This window comes from Emticicia sp. TH156 (assembly GCF_002855535.1).
Classification (GTDB): domain Bacteria; phylum Bacteroidota; class Bacteroidia; order Cytophagales; family Spirosomataceae; genus Emticicia; species Emticicia fluvialis.
The window spans coordinates 227,030-238,457 of record NZ_PKRS01000006.1 but is presented as its reverse complement, the minus strand read 5'-3'; the positions used below and the strand labels follow the sequence as shown (position 1 = coordinate 238,457).

Here is an 11,428-nt window from a genome sequence, read left to right as displayed (position 1 = left end):
GGGAAAAGAATGGTTGGTAATTTGCCAAACAGTATGCTTGCATACCATTACAAATATAGTCAAAAAACATATAAAGCAAGCGTTGTAAAAATTTTTAAGATTTTTTTTGTCTGAAATTTGTTCATAAAAAGTTTTTGTCTAATTTTGCAGTCCCAAAACACAGGGAATGGTGGTAATAAGGTAATGTAGCTCAGTTGGTAGAGCAAAGGACTGAAAATCCTTGTGTCGGCGGTTCGATTCCGTCCATTACCACCAGAGAAAAAAGGCTTTATGGAGAAATTCGTAAAGCCTTTTTTTACGTGAAAAATTCACGGCCATGAGGCTGAACAGCTTCAGAGCCGTGAATTTTTTTGGATGCCACCCTAAGGATGAACCTTTTTTTGAAGCTGATAAGATTGTACCTTGCCTGCATTGGCAAAAACCTGCAATACCCCGGTTTTTTTAAAGAACACACATTGACGGGTGTCACCCTGAAAATTCAGGCCGCTTTGGTCAAAGTCAACGGGCTGAAACCCTCCTTTCCCGTTGCCCAGCAAAAGGGCGCCTCTGGAAGCATCCTGCCTGCCCTGATGGGCCTCATTGGCAAAGAAATTACCCGCTAAAAGTATGTCCTGGTGCCCGTCCTGATTGAAGTCTTCGGATAGTATTGAAAAAACAGGCGATTGTTGCGCCTGCCAGGGGAGTGGCGTAAGGCTGAAACCGCCCTTGCCGGTGTTTATACCTAAACAGCTGCGTAGTTCATAGGCTTGCTTCTCTATAGCCCCTTTCTTATCGGTTTCGCTGAAGAGGTCATCAAACAAAACGCCGGAGTAGTCTTTAAAATTGGTGTATCTTTTCCTGAAACTGTTGATTTGCAGGTTCAGGTTGTCGCGCGGATGCACCGGTACCAATTGATTGTTAACATACTGGCCCATAACGGGGTCAATTCTGCCGTTGTTATCAAAGTCTTTGGCCAATAGCACAATCGGATGTTGCGAGGTGGCCTTATAAAATGAGTTCAACCCTTCATTCCCCATCACTAAATCAATCAGGCCGTCATGGTTCAGGTCGGTAGTTGCTATTGTGTTCCACCAGCCCTCTGTTCCGGCCTTTTGGGTGAGTGTAAACATTCCTTGTTTGTTGATTAGTGTAGTCAGGGGCATCCATTCACCTACTACCACCAGATCGGTATAGCCGTCTTGATTAATGTCTATGGCGGCGGCGTCGCACACCATTCCCAGCTTGCTCAGATAAGGTGCAACCTGAGCGGTGGCATCAGTAAATTTGCCTTTATCGTTTCTGAGTATATAGCTTGGAGGGGCAACCGGATATTGATTTGGAGAAACACGCCCGCCAATAAAAATGTCAAGGTCGTGGTCGTTGTCAATATCAAGGGTGGTAATTGTACGGCTGCTTAGGTGTAATAGCGGGAAATCAGCCGTGTTTTTAAAATTGCCCCGGCCATTATTGAGCCATAATTGCGGCCGGTAGGCTTCTGCTACATCCAGAGGTCGCTCGCAACTGCCTCCGGCAAAAATCAGATCCTGGTCTCCGTCATTATCTGCATCAAAAAAATGAATTGCCCCAACTTCCATTAAACGGCTGGTGGGTATTTCCTGTATCCTGCTGAATTTCCCATCCTTATTCTGCACAAAAACCTGTGTTTCGCTGCCATACAAAGCACCTCCTATGGCAAGGTCTTCCAGCCCGTCGCCGTTGATATCTGCTTTAGCTACTGCCGGCCCGGGCTTCGAGAGCATTTTATGCAAGGTGGCTGTTTGGTTAAAGTCTATAAATGTAAAGTCTCTATGCTCAAAATCGGGTGCATCGTCAATTGTTTCAAAAAACTTTTCTGCAGGCATGGGTGAGGGTTTACCATTTGTTGCGTCTTCATATTTCAGGGTAATTGTTGTGGTCGTACTGTCTATGCCATATTTTTTCTGCACTTTGCCATCTGGCCAGGTAATCACTAGAGAGTCGATTTTTTTCTTTTTTCCTAAACCTACTACAATGTTACGGGGCATGGAAGACAGGTAGCCCCTTACAGGGTAGTTTTCAAATAACAGCACTTCATTACCAATCCAGGCATTTATCCGCGCTCCTATGCCTGCTTTATTACTCGCATCTCCCTTCAGGTTAATGGTAAGGCTGCCATTTTGCTTATCTGAATTGTTTCTGAAGACCGATGCTTCGCTATCTACATTATTTACTATCAAGTCAAGGTCTCCATCGTTATCAAGGTCGGCATAGGCGGCTCCATTGGCATAAGACAATTCATCCAGCCCCCAGCTTTCAGATACATTTTCAAAATCAAGGTTATTCCTGTTTCTGTAGGCATAGTTTTTTAGTGGAATTTCCGGTACCATTTCCATCAGCTTTTTACGGTTTTCTACCCTCGATTTGTTTGAGCCAAACATATCTTTGTTGCGGTAATAGCTGATAAAGTCCAGGTCTGTTACGTTTTTTCTATAACCATTGGTAATAAATATGTCTTTGCGGCCGTCATTGTCCAGGTCGCAAAGAAGGGTAGACCAGCTCCAGTCTGTTTTGGCTACACCGGCCAATAATCCGTTTTCGCTGAACTGCGGAATCCCCCCCGCATTTCCCACATTGACTTGAAGCATGTTTCGCATATACTGCAACTCATAATTGTATGGTGCGTGTATACTCATTTCTTTTTTGTCGTAGTCGGGCTTGCCCAGCATTTGCTTCTGGCGGGCGTTATCTTCGGGCAGCATATCCAGCTGAAAAATATCTACTTTGCCATCCTGATTGATATCGGCGGCATCAATACCCATACCAGACAAAGCCGTGTGAGGCATAGCGGCTTTAATTACATTCTCAAATTGTCTGTTACCCTTATTGAGATAGAGTGCATCTGAGCTCAGGAAATCGTTCGAGCAATAGATGTCAGGTCGGCCATCATTATTATAATCAGACACCACTACGCCAAGTCCCAGGCCTTCATAAATGATTCCGGCCTCCGCCGATACATCTCTGAAAACCGGATGCCCGTCTGATGCGCCATCATTTTTGAAAAGTCTGCTGGCAGAAGGATGCGACCCATCGTTGATGGCCGGCCTCAGGTAGCTGGGGTTCTGGGTATCAGGCGAGGTATTCAATAAGAAGGCATCCAGGTCTCCGTCTCCGTCATAGTCTAAAAAGGCGGTTTGGGTAGTATAGCCCGCGTAATCTAATCCGTAGGCGGCGGCAGCTTCTTTAAAAGTGGGGGCAGAGGTCTTTTGATTAATGAATAACAGGTTATGTGTGTCAGCCATTGAGGGGTGGTATGCTACCGATAAATAAATGTCATCCCAGCCATCATTGTTAATGTCAATTATCGAAACCCCATTGCACCAGCGGTTGGTTGATAGTCCGGCCTGTTTGGTTATTTTTTCAAATTTCAGGTTTCCTTTATTGAGGTAAAGCTCCGAGCTTACCTGATTGCCCGTCAGGAACACATCCATTAAGCCATCATTGTTAAAGTCTCCGATTCCAACCCCTCCACCGTTATAAAAATTGGTAAAGTTAAAAGCATTCAGAGTGTCGTTTGGCTTCAGTGAATTAACAAAATCAACGCCTGTTTCTGTTACAGCCAGTTTATCGAACAGCCTGGCGGTTTTTTTTTTGCATCCGGAGATAAATAATAGTAAAAGTAAAAATAATAGGGTTTGTTTCATGTTTGATTTATAGAAATTGATTGTGATTTTAATTAAATATTTCAAGAATTGCACGGGCAATTGTTAAAAAAGTACTAGTTAATAAAAAAAAAATTATACTTAGTTTTTTTTATCGTTTTTATGTGTACATTTGACACATATTTGATTTGTGTGCATTTGACACATATCAAAATTATATAAAAAAACCTTATAAAACTTCTATTTGTACAATTTATTTTAACTCTTAAAAAATGAAGGTAAACAATTACAAACCGACCATCCAGCGAGGTTTATCACGCAAGTCGATAAGGCTGTTGCTGTTTTTCTTAATGTCTTTGTTTTCGGTTGGCTCACTGATGGCTCAGGTCAGAGGGGTAGTCAAAAACGAAAATGGCGAGGCATTTCAAGGAGTAAATGTTGTGATTAAGGGCGAAACCAAAGGAACAGTAACTGATGCTGCCGGCCGTTACGAAATTAAGGCTTCCAGCGAGTCTGTTCTGATATTTAGTTTCCTGGGTTATAAACCTGCTGAAGTTAGAGTTGGTAATCAGAGAGAAATTAACGTAACCCTGGATGTAGATGCCGGCCTGATGGAAGAAATTGTGGTAGTTGGATACGGTACACAGAAGAAATCGTCGCTGACGGGTGCAGTGTCATCCATCACCAATAAAGAACTGGCCACGCAACCGGTTATCAGCGCCACGCAGGCCATGCAGGGCCGGGTGGCAGGGGTATCTATTGTTAATAATAGCAGCCCCGGAGCTGAGCCAACCGTTCGTATCAGAGGGGTGGGGTCTATCAGCTTGAACCCTAATCCGCTTTATGTAATTGACGGTGTGCCTGCCGGGGGCTTGAATACCATTGCACCCAACGATATTGAATCAATTGAAGTTTTAAAAGACGCCAGCGCTTCTGCCATTTATGGTTCAAGAGCGGCCAATGGCGTTGTTTTGATAACCACCAAAAAAGGAAAGGCTGGTAAACTTACCATCAGCCTTGACTCTTACGTGGGTACGCAATCTGCCTGGAAAACCCTGGACCTGCTGAACAGCGAGCAGTATATCAAATATGGTACAGCTTTGCTGTCTGCTTCGGGTCAACCTATTCCGGGTCGTTTTTCGGCCATGAACACCCCAATTTATGAGGGCGCCACTACCACATTTGCCCAAACCCAGACCAACTGGCAGGATGTAATGTTTAAAAATGGCCCGATTCATAACAACCAGCTTTCATTGGCAGGCGGAACCGAGAAATCGAAGTTTTACCTTTCGCTGGGTAACTTCAAGCAGGAGGGTATCCTGCCATTTACTGAATATGGGCGCCAGAGCATCCGGTTAAACTCAGACCATAGCATTTCTAAATATATATCAATCGGGCAGACCATGATGGTGACGCAAGACAAACGCATTGCCGAAAGAGATGCCGGTGGCCGGAGCATGGTAATGAACATTATGCGTATGGTACCCTACTGGCCTGTAAGCGACCCGACTAAACTGGGTGGTTACAGTACTACTGCACAGGGGCTTGATGCAACCGACCCTGAAAACCCGATGCGTATTGCCGTACAGGAGCAAAAAGACCAGATAGACCGCTCTTTTAAAATGTTGGGTACAGTATATGCCGAAGTGAAGTTTACTAACTGGCTGCGTTACAAATTTACCATGGGTGGCGACTACTCAAGTTCTATTTTCAACGGGTTTGTGCCTATTTATAACGACGGTAACCGTAGCCGCCAGACAGCCGAGCTTACCCAGAACAGAGGGCAGTATTTTTCTACCATACTTACTAATCAGCTTACTTTCGATAAAACCTTCGGAAAGCATTACGTAAACGCTACCGCGGTGCTTGAAAGACAGGATGCTACATTCAAGTCTATCAACCTGACCGGCCAGAGACCTGACAATAACATTAAAGAGATACAAGGCGCCGCCAATATTAACGGTAATACCTCAAGTTCTGAAAACACCTTGTTGTCTTATGTGGGTCGTTTAAACTACGAGTACAACAACAAATACCTTTTGAGTGCAACGGTACGCCGCGACGGCTCATCAAAATTTGCACCGGGCAATAAGTGGGGGACGTTCCCTTCGGTTTCATTGGGTTGGAGAATCAGCGAAGAAGCTTTCATGAAAGACATCGTAGCTATTAATGAACTGAAACTGAGAGGAAGTGTGGGTGTAACAGGTTATAACTCAATCGGAGACTATGACTGGCAACCGTTGATTTCAGCCAATAACACTAATTATTCGTTCGGTAATGCTTCTCAGTTGGGCTCTTATTTCAACAGCCTGGGTAACACCGGCCTGAGCTGGGAAGAAACAACCATGAAAAACCTGGGTTTAGACCTTTCGTTGTTCAGCAACAAGGTAAGTATCTCAACCGAGATATACTCACGTAAAACAGATGGTCTATTGCTGCGCGTGCCTCTGCCAGACTCAGAAGGATACTCAAACAGCCCGCTGGCAAACGTAGGTAGCATGGAAAACAGAGGTTTTGAGCTTTCTCTGGGTTATCATATTGGCAAAAAAGACTTCAAGTCAACCATTACCGGAACTTTTGACCTGGTAAGAAACAAAGTATTAAGTCTTGATACGCCAAATGCTACTATTAATGCCGGTAACAATGCCGATTTTGGTGGATTTGACATCACCCGTACTGAGGCAGGGCATCCGCTGCAGTCGTTCTACGGCTGGCAGGTGGAAAAAATCTTCCAGAATGAAGGCGAAATAGCAGCGGCCAACGGTGCAGACGGTAACTCAGGTACTCCGTATCAGAACGAGGCTACCAAGCCCGGTGATATTAAGTTCAGAGATCTGAACAACGACGGTAAGATAGATGCCAATGACCGAACCTATCTGGGTAGCTACCTTCCTAAATTCTCTTATGGTCTTAACTACTCAGGAACCTACAAAAACTTCGATTTCTCATTGTTCTTCCAGGGTGTGCAAGGCAACAAAATCTATAATGGAACCAAGGTGATTGGTCAGGGTATGTTAAGACTTTTCAATGCCACTACTGATGTGCTAAATGCCTGGACCCCATCTAACACCAACACAGATGTGCCAAGAGCCGTTAGCGGTGACCCTAACCAGAATGCAAGAACTTCTGACAGATTTATTGAGGATGGATCGTACCTGCGCCTGAAAAACCTGACCGTAGGTTATACCATACCATCAGACAAAATCTCTAAGCTGACCAATAATGTGCTTACCAGAGCCAGAGTTTATTTTACCAGCCAGAACCTGCTCACTTTTACCAAGTATAGCGGCTATGACCCTGAGATTGCCTCAAGAAACGGTAACCTGCTTACCAATGGCGTAGACTACGGCATGTACCCTCAGGCACGCACGCTTACTATTGGTTTAAACCTTGGTTTTAATTAAGAAATTGCCAAAAAAGATTTAAAATACTTCGAAATGAAAAAAACAGTATTGTTATCAGGTTTATTAGGCCTGGCCACCGTGATGAGTTGTAATGACTCTGTTTTGGACAAGGTAAATCCGAACGGTGTAACTTTTGAGACATATTTTACGAACGATAATGAGTTGGTAGCTGGTGTTAATGGTGCTTATGCCATTATTCAGGGTTTTGGCCTTGCAGCCCGTGAGTGGTTCTTTGTTCATGACCTGAGAGGCGATGAAATGGCCACAGGTGGCGGGCAGCTTGAAACCCCCCGTAACCAGTTACTTATTGGTGTGAACGACCCCGCTAACTCGGTTGCTAATTCAGTATGGACAGGTTGGTTCAGAACCATCCACCGTGCCAATGTGGTGCTTGAGAGCGCCAATAAAACCACGGGGGCGTCTTTCTCTACTGCCATAAAAAACCGAGTAACCGGCGAGGCGAAGTTTTTGCGTGCCTGGGCTTATTATGAACTGGCCACCCTATGGGGCGGTGTGCCACTTTATACTGAATACGTTAAGTCTGTTGAGGGCGCCAAGGCCAGATCAAGCCAGCAAGATGTGTACAAACAGGTGATTGATGACCTTAAAGCGGCCGAAGGCCTGCTACCTGCTACCTACGCAGCCAGTGAATATGGCCGTGCCACCAAAGGTGCCGCGCAGGTATTGCTTGCCCGTACTTACCTGCAATTGGGCGACTACACCAGCGCTAAAGCCGAACTTGAAAAAGTAGTGAGTTCGGGCCTTTACAAGCTGGTTGATAACTACCTTGACCTGACTAACGAGGAAGGTGAGTTTAACTCAGAATCCATCTTTGAAGTCGTGTTTTCGCCGTCTAATGGTGCCTTTAACTGGAGTGGCCCGGATGGCGACGGAACCAGTGCTCAGGAAGAAACCATCAGAACACAGGAGTATTCGCCTATTGGCTGGAGAAACCTGATACCGTCTGACAAAATGATTAACAGCTATGAAAGCACAGCTAAGGGTGATGCCAAAAACGACCCGCGCTTTGATATGTCTTTCTGGAAGGCCGGAGATAAATTCAATAACGGTAACGATGTAATGAAAGACGAAAATGTGCAGGGTAATTCGTCAAAGTTAAACGGACAAACGCTTAAAATCAGCTGGAGAAAATATTCGGTGCTTTATAAGTCAAATTCAGGATTCACCACCAGCGGTATCAATATGAGAATTATGCGCTATGCAGATGTATTGCTGATGCTGGCCGAATGTGAGAACGAATTGGGTAATTCGACAAGGGCGATTCAGCTGATGAATCAGGTGCGTGCCAGAGCATCGGTAAATATGCCTCCTTATCCAACAGCCAATTATCCTGTCGGTTCAAAAGCACAGGTATTTGCAGCCCTACAGCATGAGCGCTATGTAGAACTGGCTGCCGAGCAGGTGCGTAACTTTGATATTATCAGATGGCGGAAAAACAAAAAAGCCACAGCAGAACCTATATCTTATTTTGTAGCAAGCAAGCATGAATTACTGCCTCTGCCACAAACAGAAATTGATAATAATCCGAAGATTGATCCTAAAGACCAGAATCCGGGATATTAATGCAAAGCCTGAGAATAGACCGTTGAAAGGCGGTCTATTCTTAACTGATTAATGTGATAGCCGTGTAAACACTTGGGCGATGCTACCCAAAACAATTTTTGACTGATTTACAATTATTTAAAGTTTTTCCGACTCCGTACATAAAAGCCCTCTTCATTGAAATGGTAGTGCTGGCAGTTGACCCTGCAAAATTAAAAATGTAAAATTAATTCTTTTTTTTCTACAAAAATTTGGCTGAGCTGTAATAATAAGTATATTTGTGTATAAATGACACATATTCAATCCAGGTAAAAGTTATACGTCTGAATCCAGATAATTTCTATTGACTACTATCCATTCTAATGAAAATAAAACTACTCATTATCCTGTTCATTTTCGGAAAAGGAATAGCATCCGGGCAGGTTCCTTTAAAACTTTGGTATAAGCAGCCTTCCGGCAATACCTGGGAAAACGCCCTACCTATTGGTAACGGGCGCCAGGGTGCCATGATATACGGCAATGTGGAGAAAGAAATCATTCAGTTGAACGAACATACAGTATGGAGTGGAAGCCCTAACAGAAACGATAACCCGCTGGCGCTTGAGAACCTGGCAGAAATCAGAAAGCTGATTTTTGATGGTAAGCACAAGGAAGCAGAGAATCTGGCCAACAAAGCCATTATTACCAGGAAATCGCACGGACAAAAGTTTGAACCCGTAGGCAGCCTCAACCTTTTGTTTGAGGGGCATGAAAAATATACAGATTACATCCGCGAACTAGACATCCAAAAGGCCATTGCCAAAACCAGTTATAAGGTAGGCGAGGTGGTTTATACCCGGGAAGCATTTGCTTCTCTGGCCGACAGGGTTATTGTAATGAGAATCTCGGCCAGCAAGGCAGGCCAGTTGTCATTTACGGCCGGGTATTCGTCTCCTCAAAAAAGAAAAACCATTGCCACCACCACAAACCGCGAACTAACCATAGCCGGTACAACCAATGACCACGAAACAGTAAAAGGACTGGTTAACTTTAAGGGTATTACCCGTATTCAGCCAGAGGGGGGGCATCTGACACTAACCGATAGTACCCTGACCTTGACAGGTGCCAATGCGGCGGTTATCTTTATTTCAGTTGCTACTAATTTTAATAATTATCAGGACATCAGTGGTGACCAGAACAGCCGCGCCGCCGGGTATATGAACAAGGCCGGCAGCAAAACCTATACCGCCCTGCTCAATGCCCACGTAGCGGCATATCAGAAATTCTTCAATCGGGTAAAACTTGATTTAGGTACTACGCCTGCCGCTCAGGCGCCTACCAACGAACGCCTCCGCAACTTCAGAAACGTAAACGACCCCCACCTGGTAACCCTGTACTACCAGTATGGCCGCTACCTCTTGATATCTTCATCTCAACCCGGCGGGCAGCCGGCTAATCTGCAGGGCATCTGGAACCACCGTGTCAACCCACCCTGGGACAGCAAGTACACTATCAATATCAATGCTGAGATGAATTACTGGCCGGCCGAAAAAACAAACCTTTCAGAACTGCATGAGCCGTTCCTGACCATGGTTAAAGAACTGGCAGTAACAGGCCGCGAAACAGCCAGAAGCATGTATGGAGCCAGAGGGTGGATGGCTCATCACAACACAGACATCTGGCGGGCTACCGGCGCCATAGACGGGGCTTTCTGGGGTATGTGGACCGCAGGCGGCGGCTGGGTAAGCCAGCATCTGTGGGAGCATTACCTCTACACCGGCGACAAAACCTTTCTGGCGTCGGTATATCCGGTTCTGAAAGATGCCGCCTTGTTTTATATTGATTTTCTGGTTGAGCACCCCAAATACAAATGGCTGGTGGTGAATCCGGGTAATTCGCCTGAAAACGCTCCGGCTGCCCACGGTGGCTCATCTCTGGATGCCGGCACAACTATGGACAACCAGATAGTAATGGATGTACTCAATAACGCCATCAGGGCAGCCGGTTTGTTAAATAAAGACAAGTCGCTGGTAGATACCCTTTTGCACGTAAGAAGCAGGCTGGCACCGATGCAGGTTGGCAGGCATAATCAGTTGCAGGAATGGCTGGACGATGTAGACGACCCCAACGACCATCACCGCCATGTTTCTCATTTATATGGCTTGTATCCTTCCAACCAGATTTCGGCTTACCGAACACCCGAATTGTTTGCAGCCTCAAAGAACACACTCATACAAAGGGGCGATGTGTCTACCGGTTGGAGCATGGGCTGGAAAGTAAACTGGTGGGCCAAATTGCAGGACGGCAACCATGCCTATTCTCTGATTCAGAATCAACTTACACCTTTGGGAACCAATAAAGACGGTGGCGGCACTTACAATAATCTGTTTGATGCCCACCCGCCTTTTCAGATAGACGGAAACTTTGGCTGTACCTCAGGCATTACCGAAATGCTGATGCAGAGCTCAGACGGTGCCGTTCATGTTTTGCCTGCCCTGCCGGATGTATGGCAAACAGGCAGTATTAGAGGCCTGCGAACCAGAGGGGGTTTCGAGCTTGTAGAAATGAAATGGGAAAAAGGCAAAATAACCAGGCTAACGGTAAAATCTACCTTAGGTGGCAACCTTCGCTTGCGCCTGCCTAATGATGTGCAATTGGCTGGTGGAAAAAAACTTAAACCGGCAGTTGGTGAAAATCCTAATCCATTTTTCGAGGTGGACGATACCCCAAAAGCTATTATTTCCGGGCAATCGACCATTCAGCCGCTGATTCTGAAAGAGACCAGATTATTTGATATATCCACCCGGAAAGGACAAACCATTGAACTGACCGGATTGTAAACCAAAATTTAAAATCAAAAAAATG

The 11,428-nt window shown here is 45.2% G+C and carries 4 protein-coding genes and 1 tRNA gene; 4 read left to right on the top strand and 1 reads right to left on the bottom strand.

The window, feature by feature from the left end; all coding sequences use genetic code 11:
- Positions 1-179 precede the first annotated feature (179 nt).
- Positions 180-255 (top strand) — tRNA-Phe (locus tag C0V77_RS13045).
- A 107-nt stretch (positions 256-362) separates the two neighbouring features.
- On the opposite strand, the gene C0V77_RS13040 is transcribed toward C0V77_RS13045, so the two are convergent.
- Positions 363-3,659, bottom strand: coding sequence for a VCBS repeat-containing protein (locus C0V77_RS13040; RefSeq protein WP_101726779.1), 3,297 nt, complete (start codon positions 3,657-3,659; stop codon positions 363-365).
- A 230-nt stretch (positions 3,660-3,889) separates the two neighbouring features.
- Between C0V77_RS13040 and C0V77_RS13035 the strand changes: the two genes are divergently transcribed.
- The 3 genes from C0V77_RS13035 (at position 3,890) to C0V77_RS13025 (ending at position 11,403) form a co-directional block, all read left to right on the top strand.
- Positions 3,890-7,021, top strand: coding sequence for a TonB-dependent receptor (locus C0V77_RS13035; RefSeq protein ID WP_101726778.1), 3,132 nt, complete (start codon positions 3,890-3,892; stop codon positions 7,019-7,021).
- A 33-nt stretch (positions 7,022-7,054) separates the two neighbouring features.
- Positions 7,055-8,605 carry a RagB/SusD family nutrient uptake outer membrane protein gene (locus C0V77_RS13030; RefSeq protein WP_101726777.1) on the top strand — a complete coding sequence of 517 codons (1,551 nt, stop codon included), beginning with the start codon at positions 7,055-7,057 and terminating at the stop codon, positions 8,603-8,605.
- Between the two features lie 341 nt (positions 8,606-8,946).
- Positions 8,947-11,403, top strand: coding sequence for a glycosyl hydrolase family 95 catalytic domain-containing protein (locus tag C0V77_RS13025; RefSeq protein WP_101726776.1), 2,457 nt, complete (start codon positions 8,947-8,949; stop codon positions 11,401-11,403).
- Positions 11,404-11,428: the final 25 nt, after the last annotated feature.

Excerpts from the sequence above, each read along its gene's own strand:
- C0V77_RS13035 (WP_101726778.1), top strand. The coding sequence starts at position 3,890 with ATGAAGGTAAACAATTACAAACCGACCATCCAGCGAGGTTTATCACGC.
- C0V77_RS13030 (WP_101726777.1), top strand. The coding sequence starts at position 7,055 with ATGAAAAAAACAGTATTGTTATCAGGTTTATTAGGCCTGGCCACCGTG.
- C0V77_RS13040 (WP_101726779.1), bottom strand. The coding sequence starts at position 3,659 with ATGAAACAAACCCTATTATTTTTACTTTTACTATTATTTATCTCCGGA.
- C0V77_RS13025 (WP_101726776.1), top strand. The coding sequence starts at position 8,947 with ATGAAAATAAAACTACTCATTATCCTGTTCATTTTCGGAAAAGGAATA.